This is a genomic window from Mycobacterium shunyiense, from assembly GCF_058270075.1.
The window spans coordinates 55,729-75,891 of sequence record NZ_JBZDPU010000013.1; the positions used below are offsets into that span (position 1 = coordinate 55,729).

Annotated in this window: 18 protein-coding genes; 9 read left to right on the top strand and 9 right to left on the bottom strand. The window is 66.8% G+C overall.

Going from position 1 to position 20,163, the window contains the following annotated elements; all coding sequences use genetic code 11:
• Positions 1 to 4: 4 nt before the first annotated feature.
• Positions 5 to 430 carry an Rv2576c family protein gene (locus AC4ELH_RS09925; RefSeq protein WP_498884304.1) on the bottom strand — a complete coding sequence of 142 codons (426 nt, stop codon included), beginning with the start codon at positions 428 to 430 and terminating at the stop codon, positions 5 to 7.
• A 255-nt stretch (positions 431 to 685) separates the two neighbouring features.
• On the opposite strand from AC4ELH_RS09925, the gene urtA reads away from it, so the two are divergent.
• From urtA to urtE, 5 genes are read left to right on the top strand one after another with little or no spacing between them, the layout of a single operon-like run.
• Positions 686 to 1,954: an urea ABC transporter substrate-binding protein gene (urtA, locus tag AC4ELH_RS09930; protein WP_448446508.1), complete on the top strand. Its 1,269-nt coding sequence runs from the start codon at positions 686 to 688 to the stop codon at positions 1,952 to 1,954.
• Positions 1,955 to 1,986: 32 nt separating this feature from the next.
• Positions 1,987 to 2,871: an urea ABC transporter permease subunit UrtB gene (urtB, locus tag AC4ELH_RS09935; RefSeq protein ID WP_498884306.1), complete on the top strand. Its 885-nt coding sequence runs from the start codon at positions 1,987 to 1,989 to the stop codon at positions 2,869 to 2,871.
• Positions 2,868 to 3,983: an urea ABC transporter permease subunit UrtC gene (gene urtC / locus AC4ELH_RS09940; RefSeq protein WP_055113476.1), complete on the top strand. Its 1,116-nt coding sequence runs from the start codon at positions 2,868 to 2,870 to the stop codon at positions 3,981 to 3,983. The genes urtB and urtC overlap by 4 nt, the downstream gene beginning before the upstream one ends.
• A gap of 53 nt (positions 3,984 to 4,036) precedes the next feature.
• Positions 4,037 to 4,792: an urea ABC transporter ATP-binding protein UrtD gene (urtD, locus tag AC4ELH_RS09945; protein WP_110916925.1), complete on the top strand. Its 756-nt coding sequence runs from the start codon at positions 4,037 to 4,039 to the stop codon at positions 4,790 to 4,792.
• The gene (urtE, locus tag AC4ELH_RS09950) at positions 4,792 to 5,484 is read left to right on the top strand and encodes an urea ABC transporter ATP-binding subunit UrtE (protein ID WP_064885340.1); all 693 of its coding nucleotides are present in this window, start codon (positions 4,792 to 4,794) and stop codon (positions 5,482 to 5,484) included. The genes urtD and urtE overlap by 1 nt, the downstream gene beginning before the upstream one ends.
• Here urtE and hisS read toward each other — a convergent pair whose 3' ends face one another.
• Complete coding sequence (gene hisS / locus AC4ELH_RS09955; protein WP_498884309.1) at positions 5,485 to 6,747, bottom strand: histidine--tRNA ligase; 1,263 nt, start codon at positions 6,745 to 6,747, stop codon at positions 5,485 to 5,487.
• Positions 6,744 to 7,436, bottom strand: coding sequence for an MBL fold metallo-hydrolase (locus AC4ELH_RS09960; RefSeq protein ID WP_498884310.1), 693 nt, complete (start codon positions 7,434 to 7,436; stop codon positions 6,744 to 6,746). The genes hisS and AC4ELH_RS09960 overlap by 4 nt, the downstream gene beginning before the upstream one ends.
• Positions 7,437 to 7,569: 133 nt before the next feature.
• On the opposite strand from AC4ELH_RS09960, the gene AC4ELH_RS09965 reads away from it, so the two are divergent.
• From AC4ELH_RS09965 to AC4ELH_RS09975, 3 genes are read left to right on the top strand one after another with little or no spacing between them, the layout of a single operon-like run.
• Positions 7,570 to 8,445: a peptidylprolyl isomerase gene (locus tag AC4ELH_RS09965; RefSeq protein WP_448446502.1), complete on the top strand. Its 876-nt coding sequence runs from the start codon at positions 7,570 to 7,572 to the stop codon at positions 8,443 to 8,445.
• Between the two features lie 6 nt (positions 8,446 to 8,451).
• A complete protein-coding gene (locus tag AC4ELH_RS09970; RefSeq protein WP_498884312.1) occupies positions 8,452 to 9,426 on the top strand; it encodes a peptidylprolyl isomerase in 975 nt (324 codons plus the stop codon).
• Positions 9,427 to 9,444: 18 nt separating this feature from the next.
• Positions 9,445 to 10,533: a preprotein translocase subunit SecD gene (locus AC4ELH_RS09975; RefSeq protein ID WP_498884314.1), complete on the top strand. Its 1,089-nt coding sequence runs from the start codon at positions 9,445 to 9,447 to the stop codon at positions 10,531 to 10,533.
• On the opposite strand, the gene AC4ELH_RS09980 is transcribed toward AC4ELH_RS09975, so the two are convergent.
• The 6 genes from AC4ELH_RS09980 to yajC all read right to left on the bottom strand — a co-directional run bounded on the left by AC4ELH_RS09980 (position 10,530) and on the right by yajC (position 18,660).
• Entirely contained in the window at positions 10,530 to 12,881 is a 2,352-nt protein-coding gene (locus AC4ELH_RS09980; protein WP_498884315.1) for a RelA/SpoT family protein, read from the bottom strand. The genes AC4ELH_RS09975 and AC4ELH_RS09980 overlap by 4 nt on opposite strands.
• Before the next feature lie 40 nt (positions 12,882 to 12,921).
• The gene (locus tag AC4ELH_RS09985; protein WP_174554257.1) at positions 12,922 to 13,449 is read right to left on the bottom strand and encodes an adenine phosphoribosyltransferase; all 528 of its coding nucleotides are present in this window, start codon (positions 13,447 to 13,449) and stop codon (positions 12,922 to 12,924) included.
• Entirely contained in the window at positions 13,446 to 15,113 is a 1,668-nt protein-coding gene (locus AC4ELH_RS09990) for an ABC transporter substrate-binding protein (protein WP_448446497.1), read from the bottom strand. Before AC4ELH_RS09990 ends, AC4ELH_RS09985 begins: the two co-directional genes overlap by 4 nt.
• 6 nt (positions 15,114 to 15,119) lie before the next feature.
• Positions 15,120 to 16,394: a protein translocase subunit SecF gene (secF, locus tag AC4ELH_RS09995; RefSeq protein ID WP_064959141.1), complete on the bottom strand. Its 1,275-nt coding sequence runs from the start codon at positions 16,392 to 16,394 to the stop codon at positions 15,120 to 15,122.
• Positions 16,395 to 16,398: 4 nt separating this feature from the next.
• Positions 16,399 to 18,234 (bottom strand): protein translocase subunit SecD, encoded by a 1,836-nt coding sequence (gene secD / locus AC4ELH_RS10000; protein ID WP_448446495.1) that lies wholly within the window; start codon positions 18,232 to 18,234, stop codon positions 16,399 to 16,401.
• 72 nt (positions 18,235 to 18,306) lie between these two features.
• Entirely contained in the window at positions 18,307 to 18,660 is a 354-nt protein-coding gene (gene yajC / locus AC4ELH_RS10005) for a preprotein translocase subunit YajC (protein WP_064885324.1), read from the bottom strand.
• 160 nt (positions 18,661 to 18,820) lie between these two features.
• Here yajC and gabT point away from each other — a divergent pair, with 160 nt between their 5' ends.
• On the top strand, positions 18,821 to 20,161 hold the full coding sequence (gene gabT, locus AC4ELH_RS10010) for a 4-aminobutyrate--2-oxoglutarate transaminase (RefSeq protein ID WP_498884317.1): 1,341 nt from the start codon (positions 18,821 to 18,823) through the stop codon (positions 20,159 to 20,161).
• Positions 20,162 to 20,163: the final 2 nt, after the last annotated feature.

The following is a 20,163-nucleotide window of genomic DNA, read 5'->3' on the forward strand; positions in this document are numbered from 1 at the left end:
CAAACTACCACTGACCGAGCTGGCAGCGCGGGCTGTAGGGATGATCGTTCTGGACCGCGATCTGACCGTCGACGGAGATCTCACAGTGCGCGTTGGGCTGGGCCTGGCCCCCGTGCGTCGTGCTCGCGACCGTGAAGACAGCCCACTGCGGATCGGCGAGCGTGGTTTCGAACACCCAGGGCGTGTCGGGACCGACGTTCACCGTCGCCTTCTGCAGGTACTTGTACGCATCAGCGTTGTAGGCGTCTTTGCTCGCAGGCTGCGTCGTCAGGTAGTAGAGGTCGAATTCGTACGGCGCACCGGAGGTGAGCGTGTACTTCACCTGATGGCCCTGGTCCGACGGGTCCGCATACGACGTTGCGTTGGAGACCGCCATACCCGCAGCCGCCAGTACGAGCGCCGCACCGACCGTGGTTGTCGCTTTTCGCATATTCGTCACATACGTCATATCCGAGCACGCTACCGCCTTGTTACAGGTGCGACTACTGGGTGTCACAGCGTCCCGCCAACGGCAAACCAACTCGGCCTAGCTTGAGGTTAATTTGTTTGTCACACACAGACATTTCCCAGTAACAGCGGCGCTCTAACGTCCCGATTCGACACCCGCACTCCGGTGTTTAGCCTCTTGCACCGCCGCCGGCACCGATCGGCTGAGAAGCGCTGCAATCAAAGGGAAAGGTCGCCCATGCGAGTTCCAGGACGTGCCCCGTTGCGTCGGTCTGCGCTTGCCGCAGGGAGTTTGATCGCAGTCACCAGCCTGCTCCTTGCCGGTTGCGGCAGCCGGGCGAGCGAAACCGACACAGCAAACACTGCTTCCTGTGTGGACACCTCCGGCCCCAAGGTCAAGGTCGGATCGTTGAACTCGCTGTCAGGCACGATGGCCATTTCCGAGGTGACGGTGCGCGATGCGATCAAGCTCGCGGTCGAGGAGATCAACGCCAAGGGCGGTGTCCTGGGCAAACAGATCGAGCTGATCGGCGAGGACGGGGCCTCCGAGCCCACGGTGTTCGCCGAGAAGGCCGAGAAGCTGATCAGTAGTGACTGCGTGGCCGCGGTGTTCGGTGGCTGGACCTCGTCGAGCCGCAAGGCCATGCTGCCCGTGTTCGAGAGCGCCAACGCCCTGCTCTACTACCCCGTGCAGTACGAAGGTCTGGAGTCGAGCAAGAACATCTTCTACACCGGCGCCACCACCAACCAGCAGATCGTGCCGGCACTGGACTACCTCAAGGAGAAGGGCGTCAAGTCGCTCTATCTCGTGGGCAGTGACTATGTGTTCCCGCAGACCGCCAACCGGATCATCAAGGCCTACGCCAAAGAGAACGGCATCGAGATCAAGGGCGAGGACTACACGCCGCTGGGCTCGACCGACTTCTCCACCATCGTCAACAAGGTCCGCAGCGCCGACGCGGACGCCGTGTTCAACACCCTCAACGGCGACTCCAATGTCGCGTTCTTCCGCGAATACAAGAATGTCGGTCTGACCCCGCAAGCGATGCCCGTGGTCTCGGTCTCGATCGCCGAAGAAGAGGTCGGCGGTATCGGGGTGCAGAATGTCACCGGCCAGCTGACCGCGTGGAACTACTACCAGACCATCGACACCCCGGTGAACAATGCCTTCGTCAAGGCCTACAAGGACTTCGTCAAGGATCCCAAGAAGCCCACCTCCGATCCGATGGAAGCCGCCTACGTCTCGGTGTACCTGTGGAAGAACACCGTCGAGAAGGCAAAGTCGTTCGACGTCGCGGCGGTCCAGGACAACGCCGACGGCGTCACCTTCGACGCCCCTGAAGGCAAGGTCACCATCGACGGCGAGAACCACCACATCACCAAGACCGCCCGCATCGGCGAGATCCGGCCCGACGGCTTGATCTACACCATCTGGGAATCCAAGGGGCCGATCGATCCGGATCCGTACCTGAAGTCCTACCCGTGGGCTGCGGGGCTGTCCGGCTGAGGCGAGCGTAGCGACGGCGAATCACACACAGCATGGACATCCTCATCGGCCAGCTGGCAACGGGATTGAGCCTCGGCTCGATCCTGTTGCTGGCGGCGCTCGGCCTGTCTCTGACCTTTGGGCAGATGGGCGTCATCAACATGGCGCACGGCGAATTCATCATGGCGGGCTGCTACACCGCCTACGTGGTGCAGCAGCTCATCACCAATGCCGGCGCCTCCCTGGTGATCTCCCTTCTGGTCGGGTTCCTCGTCGGCGGCGCCATGGGTGCTCTGTTGGAGGTGACGCTGATCCGGCGGATGTACCACCGTCCGTTGGATACGCTGCTGGTCACCTTCGGCGTCGGCCTGATCCTGCAACAGGTCGCCCGCGACATCTTCGGTGCGCCTGCGGTCAATGTCGTTGCGCCGGAATGGCTGTCAGGCGGCGTCGAGATTCTCGGCGCGGTGGTGCCCAAGACGCGGATCTTCATCCTGGTGCTGGCCGTCATCTGTGTCACGGTGCTGGCGCTGGTCCTCAAGACCAGCCCGATGGGACGGCGGATCCGGGCGGTGGTCCAGAACCGCGATCTGGCCGAGACCAGCGGCATCTCGTCACGCCGGACCAATATCACCACCTTCTTCATCGGATCCGGGCTGGCCGCGGTGGCCGGTGTGGCACTGACGCTGATCGGCTCCACCAGTCCGACCATCGGCCAGAGCTTCCTGATCGATGCCTTCCTGGTGGTGGTGGTCGGCGGGCTCGGCCAGATCAAGGGCACGGTGATCGCTGCCTTGGCCCTGGGTTTCCTGAACTCGTTCATCGAATACGGCACCACAGCGTCACTGGCCAAGGTGATCGTGTTCGCCATCATCGTGATTTTCCTGCAGGTCCGCCCACAGGGATTGTTCACGGTTCGGACCAGGAGTCTCGTATGACCATTCTCGGCCGCTGGCAAACCTGGGCCGGATTCGGCGTCGCAGCGATCGTGCTCTTCGGCGTGGCGCCGGCGCTACTGTCGGACTTCCGGCTCAGCTTGCTCGGCAAGTTCCTGTGCTTTGCGATCGTCGCGGTGGGCATCGGATTGGCCTGGGGCCGTGGCGGAATGCTGGTGCTCGGGCAGGGCGTGTTCTTCGGCCTCGGCGGCTACATGATGGGCATGCACCTCAAGATCGCCGACGCCCAGATCCGTGGGCACGATGTCCCTGACTTCATGCAGATCGCGGGAGTTCGGCAGCTGCCCGCTTATTGGCAGCCGTTCGCCTCCCCCGCGTTCGCGTTGTTGGCGATCCTGCTGGTGCCGACGGCGATCGCGGCCCTGCTCGGCTTCGGCGTGTTCAAGCGCCGGGTCAGGGGCGCCTACTTCGCAATCCTGTCGCAGGCGCTGGCGGCCGCGCTGGCGATCCTGCTCGTCGGCCAGACCAGTCTCGGCGGCAGCAACGGGCTGACCAATTTCCGGACCTTCTTCGGGTTCAACCTCAACGACCCGGTCAACAAGCGGATGGTGTATTTCCTTGCGGCAGTGACGCTGCTGATCGTCGTGGCCCTGGTCCGTCAGCTGATGTACAGCCGCTACGGCGAGTTGCTGGTCGCGGTGCGCGACGGTGAGGAGCGGGTGCGGTTTTTGGGCTACGACCCGGCCAACATCAAGGTGGTGGCCTACACTCTGGCCGCATTGTTCGCCAGCATCGCCGGCGCCCTGTTCGTTCCGATCGTCGGATTCATCGCGCCGTCGCAGGTCGGCATCGTGCCCTCCATCGCGTTCCTGATCGGGGTCGCGATCGGCGGGCGGACCACGCTGCTCGGCCCGGTCCTCGGCGCGATCGGCGTGGCCTGGGCGCAAACCCTGTTCTCCGAAAGGTTTCCGTCCGGGTGGATCTACGCCCAGGGCCTGCTGTTCATCGTGGTGGTCGGATTTTTCCCCGCCGGCCTGGCCGGTCTCGGCGTGCTGTTCTCCCGGTGGCGGCGCAAGCGGTCCACGGATGCGGAGGAGCCCCGGCCCGAGACGGCACCCGACGCCGATACCGAGAAAGTAGGTGCCGCATCGTGACCGGAACCGAGCAGGCCACGGCGCCAGAGCCGGTGGCCGGCGGCAACGCCGGCATGGGTGCCGAATATTTGGAAGTTCGCGGTCTCACAGTCGATTTCGACGGGTTCAAGGCAGTCAGCGACGTCGATCTCACGCTGTTCCAGGGCGATCTGCGCTTTCTGATCGGACCCAACGGCGCGGGTAAGACGACAGTCATCGACGCCATCACCGGCCTGGTGGGTGCCACCGGCTCGGTGAACAAGTCAGGTGCGGAGCTGCTCGGCAAGAAGGTGCATCAGATCGCCCGGTTGGGCGTGGGGCGGACATTCCAGACCGCGAGCGTCTTCGAACAACTGACGGTGTTGCAGAATCTCGATATCGCCGCGGGCGCCGGTCGTTCGCCGTGGACCCTGCTGCGCCGGCGGCACGGCGTGTTGCCCGCGATCGAGGAAGCACTCGAGACCACCGGGCTCGCGGACCTCGCCGACAAACCTGCGGGCGTGCTGGCTCACGGCCAGAAGCAGTGGCTGGAGATCGGCATGCTGTTGGTACAGAACGCCGATGTCCTGTTGCTCGACGAACCAGTGGCGGGGATGAGTCACGAGGAACGCGAGGAGACCGGAAATCTGTTGCGCCGTATCGGCGGAACTCGAACGGTGGTCGTCGTGGAACACGACATGGATTTCATGCGGGCGTTCGCGACCTCGGTGACCGTGCTGGCCCGCGGCCAGGTCATCGCCGAAGGTTCGGTGGCCGAGGTGCAGGCCAATCCCAAGGTCCAAGAGGTCTACCTCGGCACTGCCGCGGCCGGCGCGGAAGGAATCGCCTGATGCTCGAACTGCTCGATGTGCGAACCGGTTACGGCCGGTCCGAAGTGATCCACGGCACGAGCATCGCCGTGCCGTCCGACGGCGTCGCCGCGGTCATGGGTCACAACGGCGCGGGGAAGACGACCCTGCTGCGAGCGGCCGTCGGGTTGCTCAAATGCACTGCGGGCAAGGTGCTTTTCGACGGTGACGACATCACCAGGCTTCGCCCCAGCGCCCGCGTGGCCCGTGGCCTGGCGTATGTGCCCCAGGGCCAGCAGTCCTTCGGGCAGCTGACCACCGCGGAGAACCTCCAGGTGGTCGCCGACGGCCGCAAGAACGGCAAGGCGCTGATCGACGAGCAACTGGACCTGTTCCCGGCCCTCAAGGAGCTACTCAGCCGGCGGGCCGGCCTACTCTCAGGCGGCCAGCGTCAACAGCTCGCGATTGCCCGCGCGTTGATCACGAGTCCCAAGTGCCTGATCCTCGACGAACCGACCGAAGGGATCCAACCGTCGGTGGTGGCCGAGATCGAAGCCGCGATCACCTCGCTGACCGCACGCGGCGATCTGGGCGTGTTGCTGGTCGAGCAGCACATCGGGTTCGCGCTGGAATCCGCTCAGCGCTACTACATCCTGGAGGCGGGACGGATCACCTCGAGCGGCGCCGGCGGCTCGACGTCAGAGGCCGACGTCCGCGCCGCCATGGCCATCTGATCAGGCGAGGCGGGAAAGAACCTCTGCGACAACAGAATCGGCAGGAACATCGACCTGGTCGCCGGTCGAGAGGTCCTTGAGACCGACGGTGCCGGCCTCGATGTCGCGGTCGCCGGCCACCAACGCGTACCTGGCGCCGGAGCGGTCGGCCGCCTTCATCGCGCCTTTGAGCCCGCGGTCTCCGTAAGCCAGGTCGACACGCACCCCTTCGGCGCGCAGTCGCGCGGCGAGTTTGGCCAACTCGAGCTTGGCGGCATCGCCCAACGGCACACCGAACACCTGCACGCCACCGACACCGGCCACCGTCTTGCCCTCGGCCTGCAGGGCGAGCAGGGTGCGGTCAACACCGAGCCCGAAGCCGATGCCCGAGACGTCCTGCCCGCCGAGCTGACTCATCAGGCCGTCATACCGGCCGCCGCCGCCGATGCCCGATTGCGCGCCCAGCCCGTCGTGCACGAACTCGAAGGTGGTCTTGGTGTAGTAGTCCAGCCCGCGCACCATCCGGGGGTTGATCACGTAGGGCACACCGAGCGCGTCGAGGTGCGCCTGCACCACCTCGAAGTGGGCCTTGGCGCTGTCGGAGAGGTGGTCGAGCATCAGGGGCGCGTCCGCGGTCATCTCCCGCACCTGGGGCCGCTTGTCGTCGAGCACCCGGAGCGGGTTGATCTCGGCGCGTCTGCGGGTCTCCTCGTCGAAATCGAGCTTGAACAGGAAGTCCTGCAGCAGCTCCCGGTATGCCGGCCGGCAGGTGTCATCGCCCAGCGAGGTGAGCTCAAGGCGGAAACCGTCCAGGCCCAGCGACCGGAAGCCGGCGTCGGCGATCGCGATCACCTCGGCGTCCAGTGCCGGGTCGTCCACCCCGATGGCCTCGACACCGACCTGCTGCAACTGCCGATAGCGCCCGGCCTGTGGACGCTCATAGCGGAAGAACGGACCGGCGTAGCAGAGCTTGACCGGCAGCGCGCCGCGGTCCAGGCGGTGCTGGATCACCGCGCGGATCACTCCGGCGGTGCCCTCGGGACGCAGGGTCACCGAGCGGTCGCCACGGTCGGCGAATGTGTACATCTCCTTGGAGACCACATCGGTCGACTCGCCCACCCCGCGCGCGAACAACGCGGTGTCCTCGAAGATCGGCAGCTCGATGTCGCCGTAGCCGGCCCGGCGCGCCGAAGCCAGCAGCCCGTCCCGGACCGCCACGAACTGTGCCGACTCGGGCGGTAGATAGTCGGGCACGCCCTTGGGCGCCTGGAATGCAGAAGTCACAGAGTCAAACCTTCGAGAAACGGGTTGGTACGGCGTTCATGCCCGATGGTCGTGCGCGGGCCGTGCCCTGGTAATACCACGGTGTCGTCGTCGAGTACCAACAGCTTTGTCACGATCGAGGTGAGCAGGTCACGTCCGCTGCCGCCGGGCAGGTCGGTGCGGCCCACCGAGGACCGGAACAGCGTATCGCCTGTGAACACCGTCGGGGCCGCCGATGCTCGCTCCGGCCCGCCGGAGACCCGGAACACCACCGAACCCCTCGTATGCCCCGGGGTGTGGTCGACGGTGACCGAGACACCGTCAAAATCGAGGGTCTGGCCGTCGCCGCTCAGGTCGATCAGCTGTTTCGGCTCGGACAACAGCACGCCGAACGCCAGCCGGGACAACGCTCCCAGCGCCGCCGGGCCGAATCCCTTCATCGGATCCGTCAGCATGAACCGGTCTTCGGGGTGGATGTAGGCGGGACAGCCATAGGTGTCGGCGACCTTCTGAGCCGACCAGATGTGATCGATATGGCCGTGGGTCAGCAGGACCGCCGCCGGGGTCAGGCGGTTCTCGTCGAGAATCCGACGGAGCCGGTCCATCGCCCGCTGACCCGGGTCGACGACAATCGCGTCGGCCCCTGGTCGCTCGGCCAGGACATAGCAATTGCATGCCAGCATCCCGGCCGGAAATCCGGTAATGAACACGGTCCCAGTTTCCCATGCGACCACTTCCCCGATGTGCCGCGACCTGCGGTCTCCGCGGGTCGCAGAACCGGTACGCAGCTTCGCCTGGCAGACTCGTTGCCAACCTCAACCGCCTACAAGGAGGACTGCCGCGGTGCCGACCAACGAACAACGGCGTGCGACGGCCAAGCGCAAGCTGGAGCGCCAGCTGGAGCGTCGGGCCGCCCAGGAACGCAAGCGACGCATCCTGACCATCTCGGGGAGCGCGGTCGCGGCCCTCGTGATCATCGGGGCGGTCGTGGCCACGTTCGTCTTCACCAGCAAGGACTCGGGCAGCACCACCGCCTCGGCGGATACCACCACCGCGACGTCGGGTGCACCGGCCCAACCTGCGGCCGACGGCCAACTGCCGGCCTTCGCCGCCCCCGCTGACCTCGGCGCCAACTGTCAGTACCCGGCCGCGGCCGCGGCCAGCAAGCCGAACACTCCGCCGCGCACCGGCAAGGTCCCCACCGACCCCGCCACGGTCAGCGTCAGCATGGTCACCACCCAGGGCAACATCGGGCTGCAGCTCGACAATGGCAAGGCGCCGTGCACGGTCAACAGCTTCGCGAGCCTGGCCGGACAGAACTACTTCAACGACACCCCGTGCCACCGGTTGACCACCAGCGGCATCTCGGTGCTGCAGTGCGGTGACCCGACCGGCCAGGGCACCGGTGGCCCCGGCTACCAGTTCGCCAACGAGTACCCGACCAACCAGTTCCAGCCGGACGACCCGGCGCTGCAGAAGCCGGTGGTGTACCCGCGCGGCACCGTGGCCATGGCCAATGCCGGCCCCAACACCAACGGCAGCCAGTTCTTCCTGGTGTACCAGGACTCGCAGCTGCCGCCGGGCTACACCGTGTTCGGCAAGATCGACGACACCGGCCTGGCCACCCTCGACAAGATCGCCGCAGCCGGCGTCGCCGGAGGCGGAGCCGACGGCAAGCCGGCACTCGATGTCGAGCTGAAGTCAGTGGCCCTGGACTAGTCCCCGTTGACTGTCCCGCCCCCCTACGGCGGTTACCAGCCGGAGTATCCATATCCGGCTGGTCATCCCCCGCCTGCCCACACCAACGGCATGGCGGTCGCCGCACTGGTGTCCTCGGTGCTCTTCGCGCCGCTCGGCATCGTCTTCGGGCACATCTCGCTGTCGCAGCTCAAACGCAGCGGTGAGCAGGGTCGTGGTATCGCGATCACCGGCCTGGTCATCGGGTACGTGATGACGGCGCTGGCGCTCGTGGCGGTGGTGTTGACGGTGGTGTTCGCCGTCATCGTCGTCAAGGCCGCCGAGAACATGCCACGCCAGGACCGCTACACGGCTTCCCCGGGTGCCGGCCAGGACCTGCCCACATTCACGCCGTCGCAGAATCTCGGTGCCAACTGCCAGTACCCGGCCACCGCCGGACCCGCCGCCAAGCGGGCCGCCCCGCCGCGCACCGGCGCCGTGCCGACCCAACCCGCCACGGTGCCCGCAGGCATCGTCACCGACCGCGGCAGCATCGGGCTCAAGCTGGCCAACGACCGGGCACCGTGCACGGTGAACAACTTCGCCAGCCTGGCCGGACAGGGATTCTTCGACGGCACCCAGTGCCACCGGCTCACCACCGGTGACCTTGCAACGCTGCAGTGCGGCGACCCGTCCGCCACCGGAACCGGCGGGCCCGGGTATCGGTTCCCCAACGAGTACCCGACCAACCAGTACCGGCTCTCCGACCCTGCCGTGCAGCGACCCGTGGTCTACCCCCGCGGCACCGTCGCCATGGCCAACTCCGGACCCGGCACCAACGGCAGCCAGTTCTTCCTGGTCTACGAGGATTCATTGCTGCCACCGACGTACACCGTGTTCGGCACCGTCGACAAGACCGGACTGGCCACGCTCGACGCGATCGCCGCGGACGGGGTTGCCGACGGCAGCCACGACGGCAAGCCGGCCACACCGGTGACGATCAAATCGGCGAGCATGGACTGACCCGGCCAGGAGATTGCGATGTCCTATCCACTTCCATCCCAATTTCCGCCACCCCCATTCCCGCCGCCCCAACGCAGCGGACCCAGCGCGTCGACCCGCACGCTCGGGGTGCTGTTCCTTGCCGTGCTGGTTTGCGGCTATGCGGCAGCGGTGTTCCTGACCCGCCACATCTGGGAGGACCGAGAGGCCACCCGCATGACGTATTCGACCGCGACCTCGGATAGCGCGCCACCGTCGCCCGATGATCTGGAGAACGCGCGAGAGGTCGTCGAGAAGCGCCTGCACGAGGTCCGGCTCTCCGGATCCGAAGTGGCAGTCGACGGGGACACCGTGGTGGTCACGATCCCGAGCCGAAACCCGGCGGCGATGCGGGACATCACGATGCCGGGACGGCTGACGGTCCGCCCGGTGATCCATGCGATGGCCGCCAAGAGCGGATCTTCTTCCCAAACCCCGTCGACGCCTGTCCCCCGCAAAGCCAAACCTGATCAGGCACAACGCATTTCCGACGAGAAGGAACTTCGGCAGTCCATCAACCCGTCGATCCAGATCCTGGCGCTGCAGTACCAGGCCACCCGCTGCGACGACGACGACGCGATGGCCGGTAACGACGACCCCAACCTGCCGCTGGTCACCTGCTCCACCGACGGGCAAACGGTCTACCTGCTGGGCAAATCCGTCATGACCGGCGCGGAGATCACCGAGGCCGATTCGGAGTACAACGACGACGCGGGACAGTACGCGATCGACCTGGCACTCACCGGTGCCGGCACGAAGACGTGGGCAGACTTCACCTCGGCCAACGTCGGCAACCAGACCGCGTTCACCCTGGACTCCCGCGTGGTCAGCGCTCCGCAGATCCGAGAGGCCATCACCGGTGGCCGGGTCCAGATCACCGGCAACTTCACCGCCGACTCGGCGCGCGAACTGGCCGGCGTCCTGGGATCGGGCTCGTTGCCGTTCTCGTTGTCGCTGGAGTCCACCGCGGACACGATGTTGCCCGCGACGGTGATCGCCAAGCTGGCGCGCGCAGTCGTCATCATGGTGGGGATCGGCGTCGTGGCGATCACCGTCGTCGGGGTGCTCTACCTGGCCAGGCGACGCTAGGCCGCACTGGTGACGCGGTAGACGTCGTATACGCCTTCCACGTTGCGCACCACGCTCAGCAGGTGGCCGAGGTGCTTGGGATCGCCCATCTCGAAGGTGAACCGGCTGATCGCCACCCGGTCGTTGGAGGTCGTCACCGACGCCGAGAGGATGTTGACCTTCTCGTCGGCCAATACCCGCGTCACGTCGGACAGCAGCCGGTGCCGGTCGAGCGCCTCGACCTGGATGGCCACCAGGAACACCGACGACGGCGACGGCGCCCAGTTCACCTCGATGATGCGTTCCGACTGTTGTTGCAGGGAAGCCGCATTCGTGCAGTCGGTGCGGTGCACGCTGACGCCGCCACCACGGGTCACGAAGCCCATGATGGTGTCGCCGGGGACCGGCGTACAGCATTTGGCGAGCTTGGTCAGGGTTCCCGGCGCTCCCGGCACCGCGACACCGGTGTCGTCGGTGCTGCGCTGGCGCACCGGCATGGTCAGCGGGGTGGACCGCTCGGCGAGTTCGTCCTCGGCCGCGTCGTCGCCGCCGAACTGGGCGAGCAGGCGCTGCACGACGTGGCGCGCCGAGACGTGGCCCTCACCGACCGCGGTGTAGAGCGCGGATACGTCGGTGTATCGCAGTTCCCGTGCCAGCGAAGCCATGGAGTCGGCATTGATCAAGCGCTGCAACGGAAGTCCGCCCCGGCGGACCTCGCGCGCGATGGCGTCCTTGCCGGACTCCAACGCTTCTTCACGGCGTTCCTTGGCGAACCACTGGCGGATCTTGGCCTTGGCCCGCGGCGACACCACGAACGTCTGCCAGTCGCGCGACGGCCCGGCGTTGGGCGCCTTCGAGGTGAACACCTCGACGACCTCGCCGTTCTCCAGCTTGCGTTCCAGCGCGACCAGCCGGCCGTTGACCCGGGCCCCGATACAGCGGTGCCCCACCTCGGTGTGCACCGCGTAGGCGAAGTCGACCGGGGTCGATCCGGTAGGCAGGTTGATCACGTCACCCTTGGGGGTGAACACGAAGATCTCTTTGACCGCAAGGTCGTAACGCAACGACTCGAGGAACTCGCCGGGGTCGGCCGCCTCCCGCTGCCAGTCGAGCAGCTGGCGCATCCAGGCCATGTCGTCGATCTCGGTGGCTGCGTGGCTCTGCGGAACCCCGTTGCGGCCCTTGGCCTCTTTGTAGCGCCAGTGCGCCGCGATGCCGTACTCGGCGGTGCGGTGCATGTCACGGGTGCGGATCTGCACCTCCAGCGGCTTGCCCTCCGGCCCCACGACCGTGGTGTGCAGCGACTGGTAGACGCCGTAGCGCGGCTGGGCGATGTAGTCCTTGAACCGGCCGGCCATCGGCTGCCACAGCGAGTGCACGACGCCGACGGCCGCGTAGCAGTCCCGGATCTCGTCGCACAGGATCCGTACGCCGACCAGGTCGTGGATGTCGTCGAAGTCGCGGCCCTTGACGATCATCTTCTGGTAGATCGACCAGTAGTGCTTGGGCCTGCCCTCGACGACAGCGTTGATCTTCATCGCGCTCAGTGCCACGCCGATCTCGGCGCGCACCTTGGCCAGGTAGGTGTCGCGTGACGGCGCCCGATCGGCGACCAGCCGCACGATCTCCTCGTACTTCTTCGGGTGCAGGATCGCGAAGGACAGGTCCTCGAGCTCCCACTTGACCGTCGCCATGCCGAGTCGATGTGCCAGCGGCGCAATCACTTCCAGCGTCTCGCGAGCCTTTCGGGCCTGCTTCTCCGGCGGCAGGAATCGCATGGTGCGCATGTTGTGCAGCCGGTCGGCAACCTTGATCACCAGCACCCGTGGGTCGCGGGCCATCGCGATGATCATCTTGCGGATCGTCTCGCCCTCGGCGGCCGAGCCCAGCACCACCTTGTCCAGCTTGGTGACGCCGTCGACGAGGTGGCCCACCTCGGCCCCGAACTCGGTGGTCAGGGCCTCCAGTGTGTAGCCGGTGTCCTCCACCGTGTCGTGCAGCAGAGCGGCCACCAGCGTGGTGGTGTCCATGCCGAGCTCGGCCAGGATGTTGGCCACCGCCAGCGGATGGGTGATGTAGGGGTCACCCGATTTGCGCAACTGGTCGGCGTGTCGCTGATCGGCGACGTCGTAGGCGCGCTGCAGCAACTGCAGATCGGCCTTGGGGTAGATCTCGCGGTGCACCGCGACGAGGGGTTCCAGAACCGGGTTGACCGCGCTGCGCTGCGCCGTCATCCGGCGGGCAAGCCGGGCGCGCACGCGACGTGAGGCGCTGGTCTTCGTGGCGTCGGGTCCCGCGGCGGCCGGCAACGCCGGAGGCGACTGCACCGCCTGGCCGGCAGTCGCGTCCGTACCCGTATCGCCGGCCATCGTCACCTCCGCTCAACCTCCGAGAGTTCGAGGATATCCCTCACACCGTGTGGAGGCTGCTGACCCTCAGCGGTGCCACCACGTCCCGCCCACCCAGGGCTGTCAATTCCAGCACCACAGCGGCGCTCATGACGTTGGCGCCGCCGGCCTCGAGCAGTCGCATCGCCGCGGCCAGGGTCCCGCCGGTGGCCAGGACATCGTCGATGATCACAACGTTGCGCCCGGCGATATCAATCCCGTCGGCCGGGATCTCCAGCGTCGCGCTGCCGTATTCCAGCTGATACGTCACGCTGTGCACCGGCGGCGGCAGTTTCCCGCCCTTACGTACCGCCAGGACACCGGTACCGAGCCGGGTCGCCACCGCCGCGCCCAGCAGGAAACCCCGGGCGTCCAGTCCTGCGACCAGGTCGGCGTCGGCCGCGGTGGCGGCCAGTGCGTCGGTCACCGCGCCGAGGCCCTCGGCGTCGGCCAGCAACGGGGTCAGGTCCTTGAACTGCACGCCGGGCTCGGGAAAGTCGGGGACCTCCCGGATCAGTTGCCTGACCAGCCGGGAAACATCCGTGCTCACGTGGACAACTTCCAGCGGTCCATGTTCCAGCCCGCTCCCCACCGCGTCGGATTACTGCTCACGGCGTACATCTTGTTCGATGTCAGCACCGTGCGCTGCTGGCGGTACAGCGGCAGGGTCGGCATGTCGTTCCACAGGATCGGCGCGCCCTCCCCCGCCAGCCGGGCCAGTTCCTTCGGATCGCTCGTGACAGCCTGCGCATCGATGATGCCGTCGATCCGCTCGTTGAAATAGGCAGGCAGGTTGTTGCCGTTGCCGGAGTGGAATGCGTAGGCGTCGATCGCCGAAGAACCCGAGGAACCGCTGCCCGCGGCGCCGCCCGTGCTCGCCAGCAGACCGTCGATCTCGTTGTTGCGCAACGCCACCGGCCCCGCTGTCGCCGATCCGGCGTCTTGCACGGTGATGCCCGCCGCAGCACACGATTTCGCGATCGCGCCGACGGTCGCGGCCAGTCTGGCGTTGGGTGTCTGATACCCGATGCGAATGGTCAGCGGCTTGTTGTTCAGTGCCGCGCGCGCCGCACCCGGGTTGGCCACCGCGAATTGCGCGGCCTCGCCGACATTCTCGGCCGCGCTGAACGCATCGTCGCTGACCGGGCTGAGTCGCGAGTTGATGATCGGCGTCGCGGCGTTGCGGGCGATCACGTCGCGCGGCGTGCACAGCGCGACGGCCCGGCGTGCCGCCGGGCCGGCCAGCGGACCGCCCGGCGCGAAGATCAGCTGCTCGATACCGGCGGACGGGCTTTCCAGGCTGACGTAGTCGTCGGGCAGGTTGAGCAGGCCCGAGGAGCCGGACTCGATGTCGACGACGTCGAAGGATCCCTGGTTGACCCGCTCCTGGATGTCGGCCCCGCGCGGCCATACCGCGATCCGGTTGGTGACCGGCGGGGTGCCCCACCACTTGTCGTTGGCGACCAGGACCACCACGCCGTCCTTGGACACCGAGTCGATCCGGTAGGGACCAGACGAGGGGAACCGCTTGAGGTCCAGGTCCGGCTTGAGATCCCAGATGGTGTTCCACGCCTTGGCGATCCGGTCGATGACCGGCTGGTCACCGTTCTGCAGCGCGGTGGCCACAGCTCCGTCGCCCAGGTCGAGTTCGTCGGCGAGGACGTGTGCGGGCATCAGCGAGGTGGCCGCGAACAGTTGGCCGTAGTCGAGGAATCCGCGGTCCTGGGCGAAGGACACCCGGGCCCGCTTCTGGCCGGGTGCGCAGTCCACCGAGGCGATGTCGCGGTAACCCGCTTGGCTGGCGGCATCGAACACCGGGAACCGGCCGGATTGCGCGCCCCAGGTCAACACCAGGTCGTCACAGGTGATCGGCTTGCCGTCCGAGTAGACCGCCTTGTCGCTGATCACGTAGTCGAGCACCAGCGGGGCGCGACCCACCACCGACACCGAACCGAAGTCGTTGTCGGCGACCACCTGTCCTTCCGGACCGTGATAGGCGAACCCCGTCAGCGCCCGCGCGAATGCCTGCGGTCCGGCGGACGCGGCACCGGCCACTGTGTTGGTGTTGTAGGTGGTCAGTGTGCCGTCGACGGCGTAGTCGATCTCGTCGGCCGAACTGCCCGAACACGCCGCCAGGCCCAACCCGGCGACCACGGACAGCGTGGCCACTGTCGCTACTGTCCGTGTTCGGGCCACGGCCCGCCACTGAACCATCTGGCTTTACCGCCGGGTGTTCCGCTTGCCCGACGGACGTCCGGTCCGGGTGCCCGGACGTGCGCCCGGGGCCGGCTTGGCCGGTGCGGGCTCGCTAACGATCGACGCCGACACCGTGTCACCCGTGTCGGCGGCCTCGGTCGCATCGGAGGCCGCGTCGGTGTCATTGGTGGCCGTCGCCGCCTTGTTGCCCTTCTCCCGGCGGTTGAGCACCCGCTTGGTGTGTTTGCGCACCAGCTCGGTGCGTTCACGCAGCGACACCAGCAGCGGCGTGGCGAAGTAGATCGACGAGTAGGTACCGACGATGACGCCGACCAGCTGAACCAGGGCCAGGTCCATCAGGGTTCCGACGCCCAGGAGCCACACCGCCACCACCATCAGCGCCACGATCGGCAACACCGAGATCAAGCTGGTGTTGATCGAACGCATGAAGGTCTGGTTGACGGCCAGGTTGGCCTGCTCGGCGAAGGTTCGGCGAGTGGTGTGTTCGAAGCCGTGGGTGTTCTCCTCGACCTTGTCGAACACGATCACCGTGTCGTACAGCGAGAAGCCCAGAATCGTGAGCAGGCCGATGACGGTGGCCGGGGTGACCTCGAATCCGACCAGCGAGTAGACGCCGGCCGTCACGACGAGGTCGAAGACCAGGGTGGCCATCGCGGCCATCGCCATGTAGCGCTCATAGCGCCAGGCGATGTAGATCGAGGCCAGCACGATGAACACCACCAGCGCGATCAGTGCCTTCTGGGTGATCTGGCCGCCCCAGGTTTCCGACACCTTCGAGTCGCTGATGGCCTGCTTGCTGGGCTGACCGTCGCTGCCCTTGGGGTGGAACTCGTCGAACAGTGCGGTCCGCAGCTCTTCGATCTCCGGTTCGGACAGGGTCTCCGAACGGATCTGGACCGTGGCGGAGGCTCCGCTGCCGACCAACACGACCGACTCGGGCGCCTTGTTCAGGGTCTTGCTGTAGACGTCCTCGACCTGCTGGACGGAGACGACCCCTTCGGAACCGGCCGACGGCATCGACACCTTGGTGCCGCCCTCGAAGTCGATGCCGAACGTGAACCCGCGCAGCACCATGCTGGCGATACAGATCGCCACGATGACGCCGGAGACCGCGTACCAGAGCCTGCGGCGGCCGATGACCTCGAAGGCGCCGGTGCCGGTGTAGAGCCGAACGAAAAATCCGTGCTTGGGCAGGGCCGCAGACGTGGCTTCGATACTCGGCGTCTCCACCGAGGTGTCCTTGACGTCGTCAGCGGTGGTGTCGTTCTTTGCTGCCATGTGCCTATCCCCGTCCCGCGGTCGCATGCGAAGCCTCCCGGCGTTCCCGCGCGATCTGCTGCACCGCGCCGAGACCGTTGAGGGCAGGTTTTGCCATCGTCGGGGACTTGGACGCCAGGTACACCAGCGGCCAGGTCACCAGGAACACCACCACGATGTCCAGGATCGTGGTCAATCCCAACGTGAACGCGAAGCCCTTGACCTGCCCGATCGCCAGGAAGTACAGCACCGCGGCGGCCAGGAAGGTCACGGCGTTGCCGGACACGATCGTCTTGCGGGCGCGTGCCCAGCCTCGGGGCACCGCCGACCGGAACGACCGGCCCTCGCGGATCTCGTCCTTTATTCGTTCGAAGAACACCACGAAGGAGTCCGCGGTGGTGCCGATACCGATGATCAGACCGGCGATACCGGCCAGGTCCAGCGTGTAACCGATGTATCTGCCGAGCAGCACGAGGATGGCGAAAACCATTGCGCCGGCAGCAACCAGCGACAGGGCCACCAACAGACCGAGCACCCGGTAGTACAGCAGCGAGTACAGCAGCACCGCCGCCAGGCCGACCGCGCCCGCGATCAGACCGGCCCGCATCGAAGACAGGCCCAGGGTCGCCGAAACGGTCTCCGCTTCCGACGACTCGAACGACAGCGGCAGCGACCCGTACTTCAGCACATTGGCCAGTTCCTTGGCCGTGTCCGCGTTGAACTGACCGGTGATCTGCGTGTTGCCGCCAGGGATGGCTTCCCGGATCTCGGGTGCGCTGACCACCTGCGAGTCGAGCGTGAACGCCGTCTGGGTGCCCACGTTCGCCGCGGTGAAGTCGGCCCAGGTCTTGGCTCCCCCGCTCTTGAAGGTCACGTCGACGACGTACTGGGCCTGCTGCTGGTTCAGCCCCGAGGTGGCGTCCGCGATCTCTTCACCACTCATGATCGACGGACTCAGCAGGTAGACGGTCTGGCCGTCGGTGGAGCACGTCACGAGCGGCAACTTGGGGTCGTCGTTGCCGGCCAGAATGTCGTCCTTGTCGCAGTTCTGGGCGCGGTCCATGATCGCCTGGATCTGCATCATCGGGTTGGTGCTCTGCCGGATCGTCTTCGCCAGCGTGATCAAGGCGGCCCGAGTCTTTGCCTCGTCGGGTTTCGCCGGGGCGCCTGGCGGTGCGGGCTGCGGCGCCGGCGGCGCTGGCGTCTCTCCGGGAGCCGGTGCCGGGGCGGGCTCCGGTGCCGGAGCCGGTGTGGGTTCCGGTGCCGGATCCAACGGGTACGGGCGCGGCTGTGGGGCCGGCTCAGGCTCACTCACGGGCGGCGCCGCGGGCTGCTCGGCCGGCGCTCCCGGGACCTGGCCGGGGATCGCACCGGGAGCACCCGGAGCCGCAGGAGCACCCGGGGCCGCAGGAGCGCCCGGCGCCGCGGGGGCACCAGGAGCACCCGGCGCTCCACCCTGAGCGAGCTGCTTGATCTGCTGTACCGGTATGGCGCGAGCGACTGGCCGGATGTACAGCCGGGCGGTCTGGCCCAGGTTGCGGGCCTCGCTGCCGTCGTTGCCGGGAACGGTGATCACCAGGTTGTCGCCGTCGATGACGACCTCTGAGCCCGAGACGCCGAGACCGTCGACGCGGGCACTGATGATTTGTTGGGCCTGGTTGAGTGCCTCTCTGGTCGGCGTCGAGCCGTCCGGGGTGCGCGCTGTCAGCGTCACCCGGGTACCGCCCTGCAGGTCAATGCCGAGTTTTGGCTTGGCCTGCTTGTCGCCGGTGAGGAACACCAGCAGATATACGCCGATCAGAAGGACCAGGAAAAGTGTCAGGTAGCGCGCAGGATGCACCGGCGCCGAAGACGATGCCACGTTTCTAGGGTCTCCTCGAGATCAGTTCGTCAGCACCGCAAAGGGTACGTGCTTGTCCTGGGTGCTCTGCGGTCAGTCTTTCTTGAGGCCGTCGGTGTCGGTGACACCGGTGCTCTCGGTCAGTTCGGTCGCCGCCGCCGGGACGTCGGTGCCGGCCTCGTCGTCGGCGTCCTCCTCGATGCGGTCGCGCACGGCGAGCTTCATCCAGGTGGTGACGACGCCGGGCGCGATCTCCAGGTCGACGTTGTCGTCGGTGATGCCGGTGATCGTGGCCTGCAGGCCCGAGGTGGTGTGCACGCGATCGCCGATCTGCAGCGAGTTGTGCAGGTCGATGGTCGCCTGCATGGCCTTGCGCTGACGACGCGACGCGAAGAACATAAACGCGCCCATGACGATCAGCAGGGGCAGGAAAATGACGAGATCCATGTCAACTATGTCTTTCGTGTCGGGTCAGATGTCAGGGCGACCGAGGCCACGATACCGCCGCCGACCCGGACCACCCCATTCGCCGCCGACTGGCGGCCCGGACGACTAGGCTCGATACGCGTTCTTTCCTTCGCCGCCGTTCCGTTTTCAGGAGGCAGTGTTGAGCCATCCCGAGCAGAGCCGCCATCTGGCCACCGCGATCCCTGGCCCCAAATCCGAGGCGTTGATCGGCCGTAAAACGGCCGCGGTCGCCCGGGGCGTCGGCAACACCATGCCCGTCTATGCCGCCCGGGCCGGGGGCGGCATCGTCGAGGACGTCGACGGCAATCGGCTCATCGACCTGGGCTCGGGCATTGCGGTCACCACGATCGGCAACTCGTCGCCGCGTGTTGTCGAGGCGGTGGGTGCCCAGGCCGCGGAGTTCACGCACACCTGCTTCATGGTGACGCCGTATGAGCAGTATGTCGCGGTCTGCGAGCACCTCAACCGGTTGACACCGGTGCGCGGCGAGAAGCGTTCGGCGTTGTTCAACTCGGGTTCGGAGGCCGTGGAGAACGCGGTCAAGATCGCCCGGTCCCACACCCACAAGCCTGCCGTCGTCGCCTTCGATCACGCCTATCACGGGCGCACCAACCTCACGATGGCGCTGACCGCCAAGTCCATGCCGTACAAGCACGGCTTCGGCCCGTTCGCACCCGAGATCTACCGGGCTCCGTTGTCCTACCCGTACCGCGACGCCGAGTTCGGCAAGGAGTTGGCCACCGACGGCGCGCTCGCGGCGGAGCGGGCCATCGACGTGATGGAGAAGCAGGTCGGCGCCGACAACCTGGCCGCGGTCATCATCGAACCGATTCAGGGTGAGGGCGGGTTCATCGTCCCGGCGGACGGGTTCCTGCCTGCGCTGTTGGGGTGGTGCCGCGACAACAACGTGGTGTTCATCGCCGACGAGGTGCAGACCGGGTTTGCGCGGACGGGCGCGATGTTCGCGTGCGAACACGAGGGCATCGATCCCGATCTCATCGTCACCGCCAAAGGGATCGCCGACGGATTGCCGCTGTCGGCGGTGACAGGCCGCGCCGAGATCATGGACTCGCCCCACGTCTCCGGGTTGGGCGGCACCTACGGCGGCAACCCGATCGCGTGTGCGGCGGCGTTGGCCACGATCGAGACCATCGAAACCGACGGCTTGATCGCCCGGGCTCAGCAGATCGAGGCGTTGATGAAGGACCGCCTGGGCCGGTTGCAGGCCGAGGACGACCGGATCGGCGACGTCCGCGGCCGGGGCGCGATGATCGCCGTCGAACTGGTCAAGGCCGGCACGATCACACCCGACCCGGAGCTCACCAAGGCGCTGTGCGCCGGTGCACACGCGGCGGGCGTGATCGTGCTGTCCTGCGGCACTTATGGAAACGTGCTGCGCTTCCTGCCGCCGTTGACGATCAGCGACGATCTGCTCGTCGAGGGACTCGACGTGCTCGAGCTGATCCTGCGCGACCTCTGACG

Bases quoted from the DNA above. Each gene is read 5' to 3' on its own strand.
- urtE (WP_064885340.1), top strand. From the start codon at position 4,792: ATGCTCGAACTGCTCGATGTGCGAACCGGTTACGGCCGGTCCGAAGTG.
- AC4ELH_RS09980 (WP_498884315.1), bottom strand. From the start codon at position 12,881: ATGGCCGGCGATACGGGTACGGACGCGACTGCCGGCCAGGCGGTGCAG.
- AC4ELH_RS09990 (WP_448446497.1), bottom strand. From the start codon at position 15,113: ATGGTTCAGTGGCGGGCCGTGGCCCGAACACGGACAGTAGCGACAGTG.
- AC4ELH_RS09975 (WP_498884314.1), top strand. From the start codon at position 9,445: ATGTCCTATCCACTTCCATCCCAATTTCCGCCACCCCCATTCCCGCCG.
- AC4ELH_RS09925 (WP_498884304.1), bottom strand. From the start codon at position 430: ATGCGAAAAGCGACAACCACGGTCGGTGCGGCGCTCGTACTGGCGGCT.
- urtC (WP_055113476.1), top strand. From the start codon at position 2,868: ATGACCATTCTCGGCCGCTGGCAAACCTGGGCCGGATTCGGCGTCGCA.
- urtD (WP_110916925.1), top strand. From the start codon at position 4,037: ATGGGTGCCGAATATTTGGAAGTTCGCGGTCTCACAGTCGATTTCGAC.
- yajC (WP_064885324.1), bottom strand. From the start codon at position 18,660: ATGGATCTCGTCATTTTCCTGCCCCTGCTGATCGTCATGGGCGCGTTT.
- urtB (WP_498884306.1), top strand. From the start codon at position 1,987: ATGGACATCCTCATCGGCCAGCTGGCAACGGGATTGAGCCTCGGCTCG.
- secF (WP_064959141.1), bottom strand. From the start codon at position 16,394: ATGGCAGCAAAGAACGACACCACCGCTGACGACGTCAAGGACACCTCG.
- urtA (WP_448446508.1), top strand. From the start codon at position 686: ATGCGAGTTCCAGGACGTGCCCCGTTGCGTCGGTCTGCGCTTGCCGCA.